The sequence below is a fragment of the Microbulbifer agarilyticus genome, assembly GCF_001999945.1.
In the GTDB taxonomy this organism is placed as follows: Bacteria; Pseudomonadota; Gammaproteobacteria; order Pseudomonadales; family Cellvibrionaceae; genus Microbulbifer; species Microbulbifer agarilyticus_A.
This window is the reverse complement of the sequence record NZ_CP019650.1, coordinates 3,487,963-3,507,510: the sequence shown is the minus strand read 5'-3', so window position 1 is coordinate 3,507,510 and position 19,548 is coordinate 3,487,963. Positions and strand designations below refer to the sequence as shown.

The 19,548-nt window shown below is 53.6% G+C and carries 18 protein-coding genes; 6 read left to right on the top strand and 12 right to left on the bottom strand.

Going from position 1 to position 19,548, the window contains the following annotated elements; all coding sequences use genetic code 11:
• Window positions 1–19 precede the first annotated feature (19 nt).
• The 6 genes from rpsM (at window position 20) to Mag101_RS14650 (ending at window position 3,408) form a co-directional block, all read left to right on the top strand.
• Window positions 20–376 (top strand): 30S ribosomal protein S13, encoded by a 357-nt coding sequence (gene rpsM / locus Mag101_RS14675; RefSeq protein WP_010133823.1) that lies wholly within the window; start codon window positions 20–22, stop codon window positions 374–376.
• Window positions 377–424: 48 nt separating this feature from the next.
• Complete coding sequence (rpsK, locus tag Mag101_RS14670; protein ID WP_010133822.1) at window positions 425–814, top strand: 30S ribosomal protein S11; 390 nt, start codon at window positions 425–427, stop codon at window positions 812–814.
• Between the two features lie 15 nt (window positions 815–829).
• Window positions 830–1,450 carry a 30S ribosomal protein S4 gene (gene rpsD / locus Mag101_RS14665; protein WP_077406639.1) on the top strand — a complete coding sequence of 207 codons (621 nt, stop codon included), beginning with the start codon at window positions 830–832 and terminating at the stop codon, window positions 1,448–1,450.
• Between the two features lie 45 nt (window positions 1,451–1,495).
• Window positions 1,496–2,500, top strand: coding sequence for a DNA-directed RNA polymerase subunit alpha (locus Mag101_RS14660; RefSeq protein ID WP_010133820.1), 1,005 nt, complete (start codon window positions 1,496–1,498; stop codon window positions 2,498–2,500).
• Window positions 2,501–2,622: 122 nt separating this feature from the next.
• A complete protein-coding gene (gene rplQ, locus Mag101_RS14655) occupies window positions 2,623–3,015 on the top strand; it encodes a 50S ribosomal protein L17 (protein WP_010133817.1) in 393 nt (130 codons plus the stop codon).
• Window positions 3,016–3,144: 129 nt separating this feature from the next.
• Window positions 3,145–3,408 carry a YeaC family protein gene (locus tag Mag101_RS14650; RefSeq protein ID WP_077406635.1) on the top strand — a complete coding sequence of 88 codons (264 nt, stop codon included), beginning with the start codon at window positions 3,145–3,147 and terminating at the stop codon, window positions 3,406–3,408.
• Window positions 3,409–3,516: 108 nt separating this feature from the next.
• Here Mag101_RS14650 and Mag101_RS14645 read toward each other — a convergent pair whose 3' ends face one another.
• The 12 genes from Mag101_RS14645 to Mag101_RS14590 form a co-directional block, all read right to left on the bottom strand.
• Window positions 3,517–5,511: a glycoside hydrolase family 19 protein gene (locus tag Mag101_RS14645; protein ID WP_157520425.1), complete on the bottom strand. Its 1,995-nt coding sequence runs from the start codon at window positions 5,509–5,511 to the stop codon at window positions 3,517–3,519.
• Window positions 5,512–5,780: 269 nt separating this feature from the next.
• A complete protein-coding gene (locus Mag101_RS14640; protein WP_077406632.1) occupies window positions 5,781–6,737 on the bottom strand; it encodes a biotin-dependent carboxyltransferase family protein in 957 nt (318 codons plus the stop codon).
• Complete coding sequence (gene pxpB / locus Mag101_RS14635) at window positions 6,731–7,501, bottom strand: 5-oxoprolinase subunit PxpB (RefSeq protein WP_077406629.1); 771 nt, start codon at window positions 7,499–7,501, stop codon at window positions 6,731–6,733. The genes Mag101_RS14640 and pxpB overlap by 7 nt, the downstream gene beginning before the upstream one ends.
• Window positions 7,498–8,247 carry a 5-oxoprolinase subunit PxpA gene (gene pxpA, locus Mag101_RS14630; RefSeq protein WP_077406626.1) on the bottom strand — a complete coding sequence of 250 codons (750 nt, stop codon included), beginning with the start codon at window positions 8,245–8,247 and terminating at the stop codon, window positions 7,498–7,500. The genes pxpB and pxpA overlap by 4 nt, the downstream gene beginning before the upstream one ends.
• Window positions 8,248–8,351: 104 nt before the next feature.
• Complete coding sequence (locus Mag101_RS14625) at window positions 8,352–9,137, bottom strand: WecB/TagA/CpsF family glycosyltransferase (RefSeq protein ID WP_077406623.1); 786 nt, start codon at window positions 9,135–9,137, stop codon at window positions 8,352–8,354.
• An 87-nt stretch (window positions 9,138–9,224) separates the two neighbouring features.
• Window positions 9,225–10,265, bottom strand: a complete 1,041-nt coding sequence (locus Mag101_RS14620) for a polysaccharide deacetylase family protein (RefSeq protein ID WP_077406620.1) — start codon at window positions 10,263–10,265, stop codon at window positions 9,225–9,227.
• A gap of 19 nt (window positions 10,266–10,284) precedes the next feature.
• Complete coding sequence (wecC, locus tag Mag101_RS14615) at window positions 10,285–11,610, bottom strand: UDP-N-acetyl-D-mannosamine dehydrogenase (protein WP_077406617.1); 1,326 nt, start codon at window positions 11,608–11,610, stop codon at window positions 10,285–10,287.
• A complete protein-coding gene (gene wecB / locus Mag101_RS14610; RefSeq protein WP_077406614.1) occupies window positions 11,585–12,718 on the bottom strand; it encodes a non-hydrolyzing UDP-N-acetylglucosamine 2-epimerase in 1,134 nt (377 codons plus the stop codon). The genes wecC and wecB overlap by 26 nt, the downstream gene beginning before the upstream one ends.
• Before the next feature lie 335 nt (window positions 12,719–13,053).
• Entirely contained in the window at window positions 13,054–16,152 is a 3,099-nt protein-coding gene (locus tag Mag101_RS14605; protein WP_077406611.1) for a GumC family protein, read from the bottom strand.
• A gap of 12 nt (window positions 16,153–16,164) precedes the next feature.
• Entirely contained in the window at window positions 16,165–16,728 is a 564-nt protein-coding gene (locus tag Mag101_RS14600; protein ID WP_077406608.1) for a polysaccharide biosynthesis/export family protein, read from the bottom strand.
• A 17-nt stretch (window positions 16,729–16,745) separates the two neighbouring features.
• Complete coding sequence (locus tag Mag101_RS14595; protein WP_232325041.1) at window positions 16,746–17,804, bottom strand: outer membrane beta-barrel protein; 1,059 nt, start codon at window positions 17,802–17,804, stop codon at window positions 16,746–16,748.
• A gap of 289 nt (window positions 17,805–18,093) precedes the next feature.
• Window positions 18,094–19,503 (bottom strand): undecaprenyl-phosphate glucose phosphotransferase, encoded by a 1,410-nt coding sequence (locus Mag101_RS14590; protein ID WP_077406602.1) that lies wholly within the window; start codon window positions 19,501–19,503, stop codon window positions 18,094–18,096.
• Between the last annotated feature and the right edge of the window lie 45 nt (window positions 19,504–19,548).

Here is a 19,548-nt window from a genome sequence, read left to right as displayed (position 1 = left end):
ATACGTGGAGTACGCCTCTATGGCACGTATTGCTGGTGTAAACGTACCAGACCACAAGCACGCCGTGATCTCCCTGACCCATATCTATGGTGTCGGACGCACTACGGCCAAGTCTATTCTGGCAGCGGTAGGTATCGCTGAATCCACCAAACTTCGTGATCTGTCCGAAGACCAGATCGAAACCATCCGCGGTGAAGTTGCAAAACTGACCGTTGAAGGTGATCTGCGTCGTGAAGTATCCATGAACATCAAACGTCTGATGGATCTGGGTTGCTTCCGCGGTCTGCGTCACCGTCGCAGCCTGCCGCTTCGCGGTCAGCGCACCAAGACTAACGCTCGTACCCGTAAAGGTCCGCGCAAGCCGATCCGTAAGTAATTACTTACGTCGGTAAGTCTTCACAAGTACAGGATTTAGGATATAGGTATGGCTAAGCCAAAAACTACTGCTCGCAAAAAGGTCAAAAAGACCGTTGTCGACGGTGTTGCCCACATCCACGCATCGTTCAACAACACGATCGTGACGATCACTGACCGTCAGGGCAATACTCTGAGCTGGGCTACCGCTGGTGGTTCCGGTTTCCGTGGTTCTCGTAAGAGCACCCCATTCGCAGCCCAGGTTGCTGCTGAGCGCGCAGGCACTGCTGCTCAGGAGTATGGCCTGAAAAACCTTGATGTCGAAGTTAAGGGCCCTGGCCCCGGTCGCGAATCTGCTGTTCGCGCACTGAACAACTGCGGCTACAAGATCACCAACATCACCGACGTGACGCCAATCCCGCATAATGGTTGTCGTCCGCCCAAGAAACGTCGCGTGTAAGAGGGGGTTGACGAAATGGCACGTTATATTGGACCAAAATGTAAGCTTTCCCGTCGGGAAGGTACCGATCTTCAGCTGAAAAGTGGCGTTCGCCCGCACGACTCCAAATGTCGTGCTGAAACCAAGCCGGGTGTTCACGGCGCTGGTCGCGGCCGTCTGTCCGACTACGGTATTCAGCTGCGTGAAAAACAAAAAGTACGCCGTATCTACGGTGTGCTGGAAAAGCAGTTCCGCAACTACTATAAGGAAGCGGCGCGTCTGAAAGGTGCAACCGGTGAGAACCTGCTGCAACTTCTGGAAAAACGCCTGGACAACGTGGTTTACCGCATGGGCTTCGGCTCTACTCGTGCTGAAGCACGACAGCTGGTATCTCACAAGGCGATCCTGGTGAATGGCGCTACCGTAAACATCCCTTCTTACTCTGTTAAAGAAGGCGACGTTATCTCCATTCGCGAGAAGTCCAAGAAGCAGATGCGTATCCAGAACTCCGTTTCCCTCGCTGCACAGCGCGGTGACGTTGAGTGGATAGACGTGAACGCGAGCAAGCTCGAAGGTACCTTCAAGCGTGTTCCGGAGCGCGTAGATCTGCCGGCAGAGATCAATGAAAACCTTATCGTGGAACTCTACTCCAAGTAAGGCTCTGTTCCATTTAAGGAATAAAACTGTAATACAGGTATGGCTATGCAGACTGCTGTCAACGAGTTTTTGACACCTCGTCGTATTGACGTCACCGAGTACAACCAGAATCACGCTAAAGTGGTTCTGGAACCGCTGGAGCGTGGTTTCGGCCACACTCTCGGCAACGCGCTGCGCCGCATCCTGCTGTCGTCCATGCCGGGCTGCGCCGTCACTGAAGTTGAGATCGACGGTGTTGAGCACGAGTACAGCGCAATTGAAGGTGTGCAGGAAGATGTAATCGAAATCCTGCTTAACCTGAAGGAAATTGCGGTGGTGATGCACGGCAAGGACCAGGCAGTACTGAGCCTGAGCAAGAAAGGCCCAGGTGCGGTTACCGCAGGCGACATTCAGGTGGACCACGACATTGAAATCGTGAACCCTGAGCATGTGATCGCTAACATCACTGGCGATGTTGAACTCAACATTCGTCTGACCGTTGCGCGCGGTCGTGGCTACCAGCCCGCCGACGCACGCCGCGAAGACGAAGAAGAGACCCGCGCCATTGGCCGTCTGCAACTGGACGCATCTTTTGGCCCGGTTCGTCGCGTGTCCTACAGCGTGGAATCCGCGCGTGTGGAACAGCGTACTGACCTGGACAAGCTGGTTCTGGATCTGGAGACCAACGGTACTCTGGACCCGGAAGAAGCAATCCGTCGCGCCGCCACTATTCTGCAGCAGCAGCTCGCAGTATTTGTGGACCTTGAAGGTGAGAAGGATGCTCAGCCAGAAGCGAAGGAAGAGGAAGTTGATCCGGTGCTGTTGCGCCCGGTTGATGACCTGGAACTGACCGTTCGTTCGGCTAACTGTCTGAAGGCAGAAAACATCTACTACATCGGCGACCTGATTCAGCGTACCGAAGTAGAGCTGCTGAAGACTCCGAACCTGGGTAAGAAGTCTCTGACCGAGATCAAAGACGTTCTGGCCTCTCGCGGTCTCTCGCTGGGTATGCGTCTTGAGAACTGGCCGCCGGCCAGCCTCAAAGGCGATAGCAAGCTGAGCCCCCTGTAAAGCGTTTGTGGTGCGGGTGTTGAGCCCGGCCCTGTAAGAAACCCGAGTGGTGTGTGCCCATAGCAAATACCACTCACAAACGACTTGCTGAGAAAGCAATTCTAGTCGTGAGGAATTGAGTTATGCGTCATCGTTATAGTGGCCGTAAATTCAGTCGTACTAGCTCTCACCGCAAGGCCATGTTCAAGAACATGACCGCCTCTCTGGTAGAGCACGAGCTGATCAAAACCACACTGCCTAAAGCCAAGGAACTGCGTCGCGTTGCCGAGCCGCTGATCACCCTGGCCAAGAAAGACAGTGTTGCTAACCGCCGTCTGGCTTTCGCCCGTATCCGTGATAAGGATGCTGTGCGCAAGCTGTTCGACGAGCTGGGTCCTCGTTACGAAGCCCGTCCTGGTGGATACATCCGCATCCTGAAATGTGGTTTCCGCGCAGGCGACAAGGCGCCGATGGCCTACGTTGAGCTGGTGGATCGTCCGGTTGCGGACGAAACTGCAGAAGCTGCAGAAGCTTAAGACCACGTGTCTTGAGTCGTCGGTAAACTGTCGGTCGAAAGGCCGATAGTATCCGAGCAAAGGAAAGCCGGTCTTTGACCGGCTTTTTTTTGGTGTGTCTGTTTTGTTGAATACGAAGGTGATTCGAAGATGTTCCAATCGCTCGATGAACTATTGAAGATACTCAATCCTCAGATAGTCGGTAGCCTGAAGCGCGCAATTGAGTTGGGCAAATGGCCAAACGGTGTTGCGATTACCGCAGAACAGAAGATGCTTTGCGCGGAAGCGGTGGCGCATTGGGAACAGCAGCATACCGACCCGAAGAGTCGTATGGGTGTGGTTCCACCTAAGTCCAATCCGTGTGCTAATAAGCATGGAGACGATGAGTCTTCTATAACTTGGATTGACTCTTAACCTCCAGATTGCTGCCCACGTTTTACGTCGCAATCATCCCCGTACAACCGCACTGTACATCGCATTGATAAACAGTGCGGCCTTGCACACGTCTGTTACAGGATCGCGCTAGTTGTTGTAGTCGATATTCACGTCAAAGAAATGGTCGACGCAACGCACATAGTCGCCGTCAATAAATGCCGAGAAGCGCGTCTGGTAACCAACGAGTTTACACGCGTAACTCTCACCATTCGGATAGCTGGGGTCCCAGCTCCAATCCTGCTCCCAATAGATTTCCATTGCGCCTGCACCGCCTACTGCGAACCTGTCCATTGAGGCGCAGCCTAGTACTTCATCTGCGTGAATCGGTACAGACAGATACTCTGCGAAGTTTCGATAGTAATCGATGCGATTTTGCGATTGCGCATGTTCCGTACTACCGCCACATTCGATGCCGCCGTTTATGATCATCGTTGTTACACCGAAGCCGGGTACCAGGCCGCTGGTGAGATCTTGACCATTCGGCTGCCAGGTTCCGTCGATGACGTGAAGCATGCTGGGTTTTGGAGGTTGCGGATAGACGAAAAAGAACACGGCGCTGGCTAGATTAAGCCAGGTGTCAGCCACTAACTCGGGTGATTCGAGCAGGACATTTACATCGCCAAACATCGCTGCAGAAAATGGCCCGTAGTTGTAGTTATAACTTAATTGCTTGGCGCCGCGACCAAAGTAGCTTTTGTAGCTACCGTCGGCAAAGGTCGCGCACGGCCACTGTTGTGCCTGCCAGGTTGATGGATCGCAAATTCCATAGCCGTTCGCGGCACTCTCGGTCCAGCCCTGCTCGCGCAGAAAGTACAACCCCTGGCGCCACTCGGGTTCGACCCAGTGACTTGTGTGTCCACCGGTCTCCTGGGTGAAATGCGCGAACATGGTCGCCAGAGATTTTTGGCAGATGGCGTTCGCATCGCGCCCGTCCGTGTAATCACCGCAGAAGGCCGGGAATTTTGCGATTGCGCGGAGAAAATTGGAGTACGAGTATTCCGGTGCCCGGACCGGGAACAGAAAATCCCACTCCTGATTGCTAACGATTGCTTCCGCACGGCGCACGTTAGCTGGGTTTGAATTGAGCCCCGGTGCCACCTGTTCAACTGCTGTGTTAGACCGTGTTGCGATGCTTTCCTTTACCGCTCGGAACAGGTCGCTAGAAGTCAGTTCGGCTTCTTTCTGTTGCAGAGCACTCAGGGAAATTGGATAACCACTCCCCCCGCATTGTTGGGAGATAGTGGTCGCATCACTGTGTTGTAGTGCACCATCACTCACCGTTAGCTCAAACGAAAAATTTCCGGCCGAACTTGGTAGAGTTACCTGAGTGGTTGGATCGTTGGGCGAGCTGATTTGGGCTGTCGCACCTGCGGTCTGGCGCCACTGGAAGGAAAGGCTATCAAGGTCTCTATCGGAAGATTTACTTCCGTCGAGTAATACCATTGCGGGGCAGCTCACCTGAGACTGATCCACTTCGGCTCGCGCCACTGGGGCGGTGTTGCCCTGGGTTGTATCAGCACGTTGGAGCAAGCTGATGGAATCCGTTGCGGTCAAACTTCCATCACTGACGGTCACTCGGAAACGGTAGGTGGTGTCAGTGGCAACGGCGGGAAGTTGAACTTCAGTAGTCGCGCTCTGCGGGCTTGTGATGCTCGCGAGTGGCGCGGCGGGCGAAATTTGGCTCCACGCAAAGCTGAGGGTGTCGCCGTCAGGGTCGTATGAGCCGGCAGCGTCCAGGACCACGCTCCCCGCACCAGTTATCTCGGAAAGTGATACAGAAGCTACAGCAACCGGAGTGGCGTTCGGGTTGCTGTCTGTGCAGCCTCCCTCGGTCGCTAGCAGCCAGGGACTGTCCCAGCTGTTTGTCGCCGTGTATACCGCCGCGGGTGATTGTCCGGGTCCGGCCCACCATTGGGCACGAAACAGGTCAGACTGATAGCAGACCTCGCTGCCACCGGCGTAACTTTGTGTTGAATCGTATGTGGGAGCGGATGCCGCGCTTACCTGTGTTACGCAGGAAAACGTTCCGGCAAGGAATAGCGCACAACAGGGGATCCAACGAGAGGTGTCGAAAGTAGTCATATTGTCTCCATTTATTGTTATTTCGGACCGATCACCGGGTCGGCCAGGCTTTCAGTGGCGCAAGTGATGACTTGTTGACAGCGTTGTCATTTCTTGTGAAAAGCGCATGCACCTTAGAGGCTGCCTGGGGGCTAGGGAAGGGGAGCAGGCGCCACGAGAGCTATGTTGAGAGGGGGCGCACGTTTTCTTACCGGTAGATTGCAACACTTAAGGATTAAAGCGCTAAACCGGTATGCAAATGTTGGAGAGGGGGGTGCATAAGCGAGTGCTTACATCGAAGTCGGGTGAATTGCTTTATCGAGGCGTGCAGGAAGTTGCGCTAATAGTGCGTGTTTTTCCCTGAGGAGTTGGTGCGCAATATCCAGTGCTACTGGAGTGAAGTTAATGCGGTCGCGTGGCTTGAGTTGGCCAAGCAAGTGCTGGTCAGCTTCAATAACATGGCCGATGCGCGGATAGCCCCCGATGGTTTGCGCCTCTACAAACGACACTATGGGCTGACCACTCGGTGGCACCTGAATGGTGCCTGGGCAAAGGCCAGACGATGTCATTTGCGGTAACTCCGAGGTGTCGAAAGGAGTAGCCTCAAGGCGAATCCCCATCCGGTTACTCTGGGGCGAAACCTCATAGGTTGTCGAGGCAAATCGCTCCCGGTCCTGCGCAGTGAAATACGTCGCTTCGGCGCCTTCGATTACACGCAGCTGGGGGCGACCACGGTAGTTCAGTCGGAACTCGACCGGCAATTGCCGTGTGACCGGCACACGCCGGTTGCACAGGGGGATACGGTCTCCTGTCTGTAATGCGCGGTTGCGGAAGCCGCCAAGCCCAACCTGTAACTGGGTGGCCTGGCTATCGAATACGCTGGGGACTCTTATGTCAGCAGATATTGCGAGATAGGCACGGGCACCACTGCGTAGAGCACCAAAATCAAGAATGTCTCCCGGATGAACCTGGATGCCAGTGTCGTTCCCAATCGGCATATTGTTCAGTGACAAATCGAACCGAGCGCCACACACGGCAAGGCACAACTCTTCCTCGAACTGAATTTTGGGGCCGACCAAGGTGACTTCGAGGCAAGCTGCTGCTGGCGTGTTCCCCACAAGTTGATTGGCCATTGCCATGGCAACAGGGTCGGCAGCGCCACCGGGCGCAACGCCATATCGCATCCAGCCACTACGACCGCCGTCTTGAATGCTTGTTTGTAGCCCGCCCGAGAGGATATTCAACATGATGGGTTTTCCCCTGGCAGTCCCTGCTCCTGCAAAAGTGCGAGAGCTTTGAATTCTGCCGCCGAAATAGGAACAAACTGAATCCGATCTAGGGGGCGCGCTATAAATGGGTAGTCCCGCGCTGGGTTGAACAGCTGCACTGGTGTGCGGCCGATTATTTGCCAGCCGCCAGGCGTCTCCTGTGGATAAACACCAGTCTGGCTGCCTCCAATACCGACCGAGCCTGCTGCGAGCTTCAGTGCGGGCTTGGCTTTACGGGGGCACGCAAGTCGAGGGTCGAGGCCTCCGAGATAGAGAAACCCTGGCGTGAAGCCGAGCATATGCACTAGATAGCGGGGAGAGCTGTGTCGGCGAATGATCTCATCGCGTGTAAGGCCAACGCGTTCGCACAACGCATTCATATCTGGAGCGTAATCGCCTTCGTAGCACACCGGGATTTCAACAGTCGTGGCACCCGGCGGCTGACTGGGAGTGCGGGCTTGATCGTTTAACTCAATCAGTTCAACTACCAGTCTTTCCAGTCGCTCCTTTAGTTCAGGGGAGGATTGCAGCGGGTCGTAGCGGACTGTCAGGCAGCGGTAGGCTGGAATTAGCTCGATAATCTCGGGCCACTCGCCGCTCGCCATCTGTTGCTCAAGATGGGTCTCGATACCAATAATCAGAGCGCTCAATCCCTCCGACACCTCGCCGTCGAAACAGATATCCCAGGCGGTGTCGCCATTGCTCTGGATAACAAAGCCGGATAGATGCATTTTATCGGTCATGCGCTAACGCGGATTTGTTCGCGCTGCAGGGCGTCCACGAGCTTTTCCGCGATATACACGGCGTTGGGATTGTCACCATGCAAGCAGATGCTGTCTGCGGTAAAGGTAAGCTCGGTGTCGTCGATGGAAGGGAAGCCGTCGCCGCGAATGAGCCCGAGGGTCTGTTGGATACAGTGGTCAAAATCCTCAATGACCGCGCCGGGCATTGATCTGGGGGACAGTCGTTGTTTGTTGAGGTAACGGCGATCCATAAAACCCTCGCGAATAAATGGGTGCGCGAGCGCCTTGGCGGCGGCTTCCATCGCACCGTTCGCGAGTCCAAGAATCCGCAGATCGGGAAAATTACGATGGATCAGTTCGGTGAGCAGCGTCGCCAGCACGGGATTAGCTTCCGCGTCGTTGTAGAGAGCCCCATGCAATTTTACGTGATCGAGAACGACTCCCTGCTGGCTGGCGAGATCCACGAGCACCTGGATTTGTGCCGATACCGATGCAGCGAGTTCTTCCCCCGAGATGTTCAAACTTTTGCGGCCAAAGTTTTCGGGGTCGGGATAGCCCGGGTGAGCGCCGATGGATAGTTGGTGCTCTGACGCGTTCTTAAGCGAGATAGCCATGGTTTTCTGATTGCCCGCATGGCCACCACAGGCAATATTACAGCGCGAGATATATGGCATTAGTAGTGCATCGCGCGCGCAGTCTTCAGCCGTTTTCCCTTCACCGAGATCGCAATTTATATCGATATTCACGCGCGGATACCTCCCCAGCGGTATTCCTAGTGTTCCAGATTATGCGTCCAGCTTTCTGGCATGCGTTAATCTGGAGGCGGGAGCTGCCGTGCACTAAAGGCGAGTCACTCCCTTGATTGATTTGATTGTTGTGCATGGTGCGCGGAGCCCGGTTTAAATCCCGTGCGGAATTTTTCTACCAGAAGCTGCCAGGCAAATACGCTATTGGTGACCAAGTAGCGGCGCCACATGCGGCGCGGTTCTTGTAGTAGCCGGAACAACCATTCCAAGCCGGCTCGTTGCATCCATATGGGCGCGCGCTGCACCTTGCCCGCCACCACATCAAAGGTGCCACCAACGCCCATGACGAAGTCGACGTTAAGCTGCTCACGCCAGCGGTGGATGAAATTTTCCTTGTGCGGGGATGTGATGGCAACGAACAGTAATCTCGCCCCGGACCTACGGATGTCATCTACCACCGACTGCTCATCTTCCCAAAAGTAGCCATGATGCCACCCGGCTACATTGAGCTTGGGAAAGCGCGATTTTAGCCTCAAAACCGCTTTTGATACTACCGGCGCTCGGGCGCCAAGAAAATATACCGGGAACCCTTTTTCACTACTCATTTCCAGCAGGCTGTAAAACAGGTCGATACCGGCTACCCGTTCTGGAACATCGTGACCAAGAAAGCGGGCGCCCCAAACTACGCCGGTACCATCAATGTTTATGATGTCACACGACCCGACCGACTCGGCCAGCGTGGGGTCATTCTGCATATGAACCAGCTTCGCCACGTTGACGACCACATGCTGGGTAAAGGTATGTGATTGAATGCGCTCGCCAATCAGTGTCACGGTATCTTGCCGGGATGCAACATCCATGGGAGCACCAAGCAATTCAATTCTGTGCATGGAGTGAAATCCTTTTTCTATACGTGTTAGGGCAACCCACAAAAGACAATTACGTGTACCTTTGGGGTAGTTTTGGCTGTGGTCAAACTACTCGTGGATAGCCTTGATGACGGCCGGGGCGGCGGATGTTCGCGCAGGCGTAGGACGGTGATAGCCAGATAGCCGAAGCCCCTTGTCATACACCCCTTGTAGCCAGCGATTAAGCCGGCCGAGGCTGTAAGGGGTGAGCGACTTGGGATGCCCCATTGCCACGAAGCCATCCTGTTGTTTGCGCCATGCACTATCGAATGCACACTGCAACAGGCTTGCCTTAAAGCCGTCCACTGATACAGCCATGTGCGAGGAATGTGTGAGCAAGTGCAGTAAGTCGGCTCGGCTGTTGGCCACCGCGCAGCCATCCCCAAAGCGTGTGTGGTATTCACCGCGTGCGAGCAGGCGGTTCAGCGCAAAACGCCAGTAGAAGAGGGGGGATACCTGATGAGAAGAGATCGCCACCTCGGTAAACTTGCCGCTATCCACAGCTTTGCATGGATCGCGATCGAAGTTCCAGCGTGCAATGGTAGGGGCTGAGCGGAAATCAAAATCGTGCGCTTGAGAACAGGCACCGCCGCCGTGATAGACCGAGCTATCAACGCTAATGCCATTGTCCATCAGTGTTTGTGCGAGAGGGGCAAATGGCTGTATACACCAGCCGCCGGCACGGAACACAAATACCTTGTGATTGAGATGCTGGTTCAACTCCCGCGTGCATCGATCAACAATTGAGGCGATGTCATGCGATGACCATTGCGTGAGCCTGTAGCGATCAATGACGGTATGCCACTGGTGGCCGTCATGCCAGGAGTCAAACCAGTGTGGGTGTATATGTAGCTGGATTTGATGGCCGCGCGCTTCTAGTTCGCGGATATGCGATACCACAGCAAGGTACTCTTGCTGCAGGTGTGGAAACTGTTCCGCAGACTCGCGTAATCGGACAAGATAGCTGGCATCGACGAAGAACACCGCTGGCGCTGAAAATGCATCGAGTATACGTAACAGGGCGTCGCAGGGCTTAAACAGGCAGGCGTCGGGGCTACCCGTCTGCCTGCCAAAGAACAGCTCATAATCCAGGGTTAATGCGATATGCATACGTGGCAATCCGCCGCGGCTATTCGGCTATCGTTGTGTAGTTATCCACAGACTCTGCCTGCTTCTTTAGCCGCGGAAGCAACCCACGGGTGTCGATCACCGTTTTTCCTGTGAGCTGATTGCTGTCTATGACGAGAAATGACGAGTGATCGACGAGCACCACCACGATATCTGCGCGGGCTAGTGCTTCCTCCAGTGACGTAAGACTGACGCCGTTCGACGCAATGTCCGCCGGCAATATGTCGATGTGTGGCTCTACCGCAAGTAGCTGACTACCACAGCGCTCCGACAATTCCCGCACAACTTCCATGGCTGGGCTTTCCCGCAAGTCATCGATATCCGGCTTGAATGCAAGCCCCAGGCACGCGATCACTGGGGCTGCGTGATTTTGCGATGCTTGTAAAACCTGTTCCGCTACGTAGGCAGGGCGCGCGTCATTGACATTCCTGGCCCGGCTAATGAGCTTTGCCTGTTGCGGAGCGCTACTAACAATAAACCAGGGGTCCACAGCGATGCAGTGGCCGCCCACCCCTGGCCCCGGGTTGAGGATGCTGACTCGAGGATGACGATTGGCCAGGCGAATCAGCTCCCAGACGTCGACACCCAGCTCATCACAGATAAATGCCATCTCGTTGGCAAATGCGATGTTTACATCCCGATATGCGTTTTCGGTCAGCTTGGATAGTTCCGCCGTGCGTGCATCGGTCACGATGCAATCGCCTTCTACGAAAAGATGATAAAGACTGAGTGCGGCATGGCTGCAGGCCTCGCTTACCCCGCCAATGATTCGATCGTTAGCGACCAGCTCCTCAAGAGCTTTACCCGGTAGGATGCGTTCGGGACAGTAGGCAATATGCACATCTGCCGCTCCGCATTGACCTTGAACCGGGAAGGAAAGATCGCCGCGCGCGCTGCGCAACCAACTCGTAAGCTTCTCAGTCGTGCCCACAGGCGATGTGGACTCCAGAATCACTAAATCGCCGGGCTTCAACACGGGTGCGATCGACTCCGTAGCGGCCCGGATATAACTCAGGTCTGGCGTCGGCGTCTCGGATGATGCATCTTCCACGAAGGGGGTTGGCACCGCGATAATGAAGGCGTCTGCGGGTTCGGGATTCGTCACCGCGCGCAATCTCCCAGCACCGACCACTTGGTTTACCAGTCGTTCCAAACCTGGCTCGCTAATATGCACTCTGCCGGCATTTACTGCTTCGACAGCGGGAGCCGCTACGTCGACGCCAACTACCTCAATGCCTCTGGCGGCGATGACCGTGGCGGTAGGCAGACCGATATATCCGAGGCCAATAACGGAAATCCGATTAAACGGCAACTTCCTGCGTTGCATGTAAAATTCCTTTCAAAATCTTCTCGCAGGCGAATCCATCACCGTACGGATTTACCGCTGCACTCATTGCTTCATAGGCGAATTCATCATTGAGCAGCGTATTAACGCCAGCGACAATTTTTGCGCTGTCGGTTCCCACCAGTTTCACCGTGCCCGCCCTTACTCCCTCGGGGCGCTCGGTGATGTCCCGCATTACCAGTACTGGCTTTCCTAAAGATGGCGCCTCTTCCTGAATGCCACCGGAATCCGTCAAAATAAGGTGCGCACGGTGCATCAGGTAAACAAATGGAAGATAGGTAAGCGGACTGATCAAATGCACATTATCGAGCTCTGACAGCATTTGATTGACGGGACCCTGCACACGGGGATTGAGATGCACAGGGTAGACAAACTGCACGTCATCCCGGGTGGCGAGTTCACGAATTGCGTGGCAAATATTCTCGAGTCCAGTGCCAAAATTTTCCCTTCTGTGACCGGTAACCAATACGATTTTTTTGTCCGGATGCAAGAAGGGGAATTGTGATTTGAGTTCTGCACTGAGATTGTCATCGGTTTCGATACGGCGCACTACATCAATGAGTGCGTCAATGATGGTGTTGCCGGTGACCGTAATCTTCTCTTCCGCAACTGACTCATTGAGCAGATTCTGACGCGACAATGTGGTGGGTGCGAAATGGTATTCTGCGATAGCACCAGTTATCTTGCGGTTCATTTCTTCCGGCCACGGACTGTAGATGTCGTCCGTACGCAGGCCAGCTTCTACGTGGGCTACGGGTATTTTGCAATAGTAAGCTGACAGAGATGCTGCAAGCGTCGTGGTAGTGTCGCCGTGTACGAATACACGGTCTGGCTTGCAGTCGTTAAGTACATCCCGCATGCCGAGTAAAATACGCGAGGTTACCTGAAACAGATCCTGATTCGGCTCCATAATGTCCAGGTCATAATCCGGCTCAATATCGAAGAGAGATAAGACTTGGTCCAGCATTTCGCGATGCTGGCCGGTGACGCAAACCTTTGTTTCGAATCGCGAGTCTCCAAGCAGAAGGTTTACCAGTGGAGCCATCTTTATCGCTTCAGGCCGCGTTCCAAAAACAAGTAATACTCGCATAACTCTTCGATTCCAGCTTCGAGGAATTTATTAACAACACCCTTTTCTTTATAGCTCTGAGTGGAACGCTTGACCTATAAAATTTGTAACTGGCCGAAGGAATGTATGCCCATATTTTTGCATGTGTTTTTTATGCAAAATTGATGTGAAATGGCCAGTGTGCGTCATTCGCAACCGCTGTTAAGGACCCAACAAGGAGCGGCGAAGGAAATGAGGGGGGAAATAACTTACATTGAGGAAATACCTATAGCCACAATATTTTGTGGCTATAGGTTGGCATATTTAGCGTGTATATGCGTTGCCGATTTTACGGAAGCGCGATAGCTCGATATACGCTACTTCGCGGCTCTGCGTTTGGCGCGGGCGCGCTTCTTCCGTTGCTTCTTTTTAGCTCTTGATCTTTGACTTCGCGGAGAGCGAGACTTCTTCTTTGACTTTTCGTCAGTGACGGAAGTCGATCCGTCTTCGAGGTCGACTTCTGAAGAGGTATCCTCTTCTGCTAACTTTTCCACTTCAAACTGGGGGATTTCTTGGGAAATCTCATGGGGAGTCACATCGGAGAGTAATTCTCGATCGATAGAAGCATCCGCCGTGTCATCTTCCAGGGAAGTAGGCGCGCTAAAATAGCTAGTCGCTTTTTCGGCTTCCACAATCCTATCAAGGCTGCTTTGGGTTAATCTCCCTTGGTATGCCTCCTGGGAGTCTTCCCGAATACTTTCCTGAACAGCTTCCTGGATATCTTCATGAATAGTTTCATGAATAGCTTCGTGGGCAGCCTCTTCGACAGCACTTTGGATGCTTTCTTGGGTAAATTCGGAATCGGTACTTACGTCGGAGCCAGCAACAACATCGGCATCACTGATAAGATCATCTGGTACGTGATCTTCGGCACGTACGAATACCGTTTCTGCGGGATCGATCTCAGCCTCTGTTGCGTGTTGTTCCTCTACGTCGACCGCGGCTTCCATCGCTACGAACGCATTCTCGACTTCAGTCGTCACCTCGGGTTCGGCCACCATTTGATACTCCGGTTCGGCGACAACTGCTACATCGTCTTCGACAAGCTCATTGGCTACTGTCGTTTCACTATTGGCGGTATGCACCGGCGTGTGATCAGTGTGGATGTTCGAGCGCGAGACAGCATAAGTGTCGCTTTTGGGCTCCGCGGCGATTCGAGTAGATACAGTGTCGGTGTGAACTCTGGGAGAAGAAACCGCCCCTAACGCTTGAGAACTCGCAACGGTTGGTGCCACAGGCTTTCGATCACGCCGGCTGTTACCGTAGTCGTAGTCATAGTACTCATCGGCGTATATAGCGTCCTTGCTCGTGTCAACATGGGTGAGAACGATACCGTCAATTTTGCTGTTGATTTTGGTGAGCCGTTCAATACCGCGAGAAACGGTCCGTTTGTTGGTAGAGTCATACTTAATGACGTACAGCAGAGCATCTGCCAGATGTGAAATGATCAGTGCGTCGCTTACGGCCTGGACAGGAGGGCTGTCGATCACAATCCGATCGTAGTCCTGCGCTAGACTACTGATGGTCTCTGAAAAGCGTGGAGAAACCAGTAGCTGTTGCGGGTCCGTTAGGTGGCCTCCCGAGGGCATTACATGCAAATTACTGCCAATGTCCTTGTAGACACACTCTTCCAATGGCTTGTTGCCCTGGATTAGGTCGGTTATTCCCGGGTGATTGGAGGCTATGCGGAAATCCGCTGCAACAGTGGGCTTGCGTAGATCAAGATCAACAAGAAGAACACGTTCCACCTGGCTGAGCGCGAATGCGAGATTTTCTGCGACCGTTGTTTTGCCTTCGGCGGGAACAGAGGACGTGATCAGTATGGTGCGCATGGACTTGCCGAGACCAGTCAGTACCACACCTGTGCGCAGCGTGCGGACAGCTTCGCTAAATGTGTAATGATTCGGGTCGAAGAAGGTGCGCAGATTCAGCTTTGAATCTTTGGGTGTACTTACTTGTGGCAGCAGGCCAATCAAGTTCTGGCCGAGATGTACTTCTACATCTTCCGGGCTACGCACGCCCATGCGGAGGAAATCGAGTAACAGGGCGATCGCAGTAGCAAACACGGCACTCAAGGCAATTGCCATCATTGCCAACAGCTTTTTGTTGGGCTTGGTCGCCGTGTTAGGAATTACCGCTGAATCAAGAAAGCGTGCCGGGGCGATTTCGAAGCCCGAAGCCTCGCGCGTTTCGTTCGCGCGGGTAAAGAAGGTATCGTAGAGCTGACGATTTGCTTCTACCTCTCGAACCAGCTCTTGATAGCGAAACTCTTTCTGTGAAACGTTTTGGTAGGCAGCTTTTGCCCGTTGCACTTCCTGTTCTTGCGCTGCAACTCTCGCCTGCGCAGTGTTGTATTGGCTTTCAATAGAATCAGCCAGAATACGGACTTCGCTGGCAAGCTGATCACGGATCATATCCAGCTCATTACTGGCCGCAATCATCGTTGGGTGCTTTGGCTTGTAGCGTCTGGCCAACTCTGAGACATTGCGCTCGGCCGCTGCTTCATTGCGCTTTATTTCCTGAATCAGTGGATTGCTGATGACTTCCGGCAAATTGGCCAGCGCGAGCTCATTACCTTTCAGACGCTCAAACTGATTGAAAACGCTGGCAATTTGCTTGAATTCACGCCGTGTTTCCTGAAGTTGGGTGGTGGCAGCATTCAGGTCCTGCTCGGAAAGGCCGCGCACGCCACTGAGATCAACGAGATCTTCTGTTTCGCGAAAATTTTGTAAGTTCTGTTCTGACGCTTCAAGCTTGGAGCGCAGTGTTTCTTGGCGCTCATTAAGCCAGGACGTTGCCCGATTCGTGAACTGCTCTTTCGCTTCGGATTGGAAGAAGATGAATTCCTCCACAAGAGCGTTAGCAACGTCGGCAGAGAGTTTTGCCGATTTCGCTTCAAACTGTACTTTCACAAGGTTTGTATTACGCGCGGGCGATATGGTCAAACGCTTGAGAAACGCTGAGGTGACGTTGTCGAGTGTCGCAGTTTCTGCCTTGGCCGACATCGAGCTGTCTGACGCGCTGTCCTTTGAAAATAGGCCGAACAGCCCGGACTTACTTTGCGCAGCGAATTCAGGGTGATTCACCAAATTCAGGCGTTGTATGACCCGCTCGGCGAGTTGGCGTGACTTTAACATCTCCGTCTGCGTGAGGATGTAGTCACGACGCTGTGCGCCGAGGTCATAGATTTCCTCGACCGAAACCGGATTGGCTTGATCCACTTCAAAAACCAGCGATGCGGTGGCCTGGTAGCGCGATGGCATTTTGTAGATAAATGCGATTGCGACGGCGGACATAGCCACGCTGAGGCCGAAGATCAGCCAGCGCTTGGCGAAGAGAATTTTCCAGTAGCGAAGTAAATCCAGGCTTTGTTCCTGAGGTAGTTCGTCGCCACCATTGCCCTGTGCATAGTTCATATGGTTTCTCTACTAAAAAAAGCTCTGCTTTACGGTAATAATGTCACCGGGATATAGCTTGGTATCCAGGTCCGCCTCGATGGTGATTTGCTCGTTACCCTGGCCGCGCTTGATCAGAATCTTGTTTTGCGACGCACGTGGCGTAAACCCGCTGGCCATAGCGACGGCTTTGTTGATCGTGAGGCCCGGCAAATAGGCGTAGCTGCCTGGTGTGTTGACCTCGCCATCGACAAAGAATGATCTGTATTGGGTGATCGTCACTTCGACACTGGGGTTAACCAGATATCCATCAAGTAGACCGGCCGCAATCTTTTTCTCTACAAGTGACGCACTGAGTCCGGCGACCTTGACCTCACCTAGAAACGGATAGTTGATAACTCCGCTATCACTGAGGCGCACTTCAAGGGAAAGCTCCTCTTCGCCAAATACGCGAATATTGATGACGTCGCCAGCGCCGAGTTGATACTGGTCATCAAGTAATCTTGACGATACCTCAGCGTTCGCGTGGGTGATGATTACAGCTATAAACCATGGAGCTAGAAAGCACATGGCCCAGCGGATTCTATATTTGCGCATAAACTCTCCTCACATCTTTAGTAGGACGCGTCAAATCCGATGAATACTTGATTGCGTTGGTAGGAAAAAAGTTGGCTGGTTGCCCCCTGGTTCAGGGTGGATATGCCGGTTCTTAGGTCCATCCAGGGGCGGAATTGATAACGCAAGGTGGTGCCCCAGCGACGGATGTTTTCGGTTAATTCGGTACCGGTAAAATCGGCCTTTGTGTAACGAAAGAACAGATCACTCTCGACTTTTTCGTTCCACGAGTGTCGCCATGCGACAGATCCTGAAGTCGCATCAACGAAGTTTGCAATGCCAGCCGCCGAGTCGATTGGGCGCCGCTCCGCAGTGAGGATCAATTCACTTGTTTCCAGAGGGCTCCAAGTCAGCGCTGCTTGCCAGCGCGGCCGGCGATAGTCTGATATTGCTGAATCGGTGTAGCTCTTCTTAACCATGCCACCGAGAAGCGTGGCAGTGATCTTTTCGGTCTCGCGTTCGATACCCACCATCAGTGTGGCTTCGTCATTGTCGCGATCCAGTATGTCGGCAGCCGGAGTGTCGTAACGGATACGTCGTCCTTCCAGATTGGCGAGCAGGGCCGTATTACCGCCGATATTTGCTGAGAATGTACCGCTGATAAAAGGGGTTCGTCGATCACGCGCGACGATTTCTTCCCGGTAATCGCGGTTGCTTGTGCCCAGGGTAACGCCGAGAAAGCCGCGCGCACCTTCTGCGCCGAACCCGTAGGATACGAAGAGGTCGGACTGGCGATAACGGTCTCGCTCGAAAATGAGACTTTCCAGATCATCTACAACCTGATCGTTGAATTCGTCATTGATACTGAGATAGGCGGCGCCGAAGGTGAGATTGTGCCGTCTACCCAGATCCCAATCGGCGGTGCCGCTCAGCGCGTGGTCGGTAAAGGAACTGCGGCCGCTATTCAGGTAGTTGCCGTGTGAAAGGGCATACTCCATCGAGTAGACAATCGCCCCGCGATCGTACTCGAGTCCCACTCGGGGGGTGGTGAGTAACAGAAAGCTATCGATCCCATCCTCGGGCGCATTGTTGATGTTGTCGTCATATCGTAAATCCATGCCGACTGCGGGGGTAAGCAGCAATCCAGATCCAAGTTTTATTGGGTCGGCGGAAGTGACAACACAATATGCCGAGAGCGCAGTGGCAAGAATACAAGTTGCCAAGGAACGGGTATTGGAGAGCATATACGTCCTTCCTGCATGCGATATCGCGTTGAGGCGGGGACTGCTACTAACCCGTCTAAAACAATTTCGGTGGTTCTTTTCTACTGAAATCTGAGTTTAGAAGCACCTGCGAAGAGTGCACATGAACTGCACTAAAACAGCTGATAATCGGCGCGGTGTTAATTCAGTATGCATTTTTACCCACAAAACCACGTGAAACTGTGAGGCATAAAATTCGCAGGTCGAGGAATATTGACCAGTTGCGAATGTAGTCCAGATCGTGTTCGACACGCCTGTGCATTTTTTCGAGCGTATCGGTTTCACCGCGCCAGCCGTTGATTTGTGCCCAGCCGGTAATACCTGGCTTCACTTTGTGGCGTAGCATGTAGCCGCTCACGATGGAACGGAATTGCTCGTTGTGGGCAACCGCGTGTGGGCGTGGCCCCACAATGGACATGGTGCCGCCGAGCACATTGAATAGTTGTGGCAATTCATCCAGCGAAGTGCACCGTATAAATCGACCGAATGGTGTTATACGCGCATCATTTTTTTGCGCCTGTTGGATGCTTGGGCCATCTTCCGTACACGTCATTGAGCGAAATTTCCAGACGTCGATTGTGTGTCCGTTGAGACCATAGCGACGTTGTTTAAATAGTACCGGGCCGGGACTGGTAAGTTTTACGCCCAGCGCAATGAGTAACATCAATGGGCTCAAAAGGGCTAAAGCCAGTGTCGAAACCAGTAGGTCTTCGAGCCGCTTTAACCAACTGTTGATTCCTTGGATGGGGCTGTCGTAAATACTTAGTACTGTACTGCCACCGATACGTTGCCAGCGCGTTCGCAATAGGTTACTGCCGAAGATATCTGGAAGAAGAAAGACGGTGGCGGTGGTGTCTCCCAAAGCCGCCAGTAGCTCGCCGATATGGCGTGCCTCTCCCATTGGCAGGGCGATATAGATCAAGTCGAGATCGCCGGCCCTGGCAGCGGATAATGCCTGTTCCAAATCGCCTGCGAGGAGGTGGGAGTTTTCGGGCGCTACCGTGTCTGTGTCCCCGTCGTGCCCGGGCAGCCGGTAGATACCCTGTAGCCGAATGCCTAATTGGGGATTGCGTTGTAATTCTTCCGCCAGTTTGACTGCCGCTTGATTGACTCCAAGGATTGCTGCGGAACGGGTATTGTGATCATTGACCCTCAGGTAGTGGAGCAGTTGCCGCAAAGCTAAACGCCATAACCCTAGCCCAAACAACGTTAAACAGAACCAACTGCCTACCACTAAGCGGGAGTAAATAGCGGCCTGTGCGGAGAAGTAGCCGATGAGTAGCAGCAGGAGGCATACCACTGCCCAGGCGAGTGCGGTCGTCAAAAGCATATTGCGAAAGCTTTCTGTCCGCCATGATCGGTACAGCTCGAGTGATTCACCAATAAAGGCAAACAGTATCACCGCGGTAAGACCGGCAATAAGCCAATCCTTGTCGAGCGCAATTCCACCGACGAGCGTGCAGACCAACAAGGCGCCGAGTATCAGCGCACCATCAAGCAGACGATAAACAGCGGCCAAATCACTTTGATGCGTGCGGATCCATCCCTGCTGCACTGCGCTACCTCCGGGATCACTTCTACAACTTACTGCTGATAGTTC